Below are 250 nucleotides of genomic sequence, written 5' to 3' on the forward strand. Positions count from 1 at the left end.
GTGTGAGGGCACCATCGCGGTCAACCGGCAGGCGCGCATCGTCTGGATCAACGACAAGTACGCCGAGAAGGTCGGTATTCGCGATCCGTCCAGCGTGCTCGGCAAGGAGATCGAGGAAGTGCTGCCGGCCAGCCGCCTGCGCGAGGTGGTGGAAAGCGGCCAGCCGAGCATGCTCGACCTGATGGCCTTCGGCGACGAGCACTTCGTGGTCACCCGCATTCCGCTGCGCGACGAGGACGGCACCCTGGTC

At 66.4% G+C, this 250-nt stretch carries 1 protein-coding gene; it reads left to right on the forward strand.

The annotated features are described in order from the left end of the window. Positions 1–250, forward strand: a 250-nt coding sequence (locus AAEZ09_RS28815) for a PAS domain-containing protein (RefSeq protein ID WP_350601744.1), incomplete at both ends; no start/stop codon positions are given.

It is taken from the genome of Pseudomonas sp. 65/3-MNA-CIBAN-0223, assembly GCF_040310425.1.
Taxonomy (GTDB): Bacteria; Pseudomonadota; Gammaproteobacteria; order Pseudomonadales; family Pseudomonadaceae; genus Aquipseudomonas; species Aquipseudomonas gregormendelii.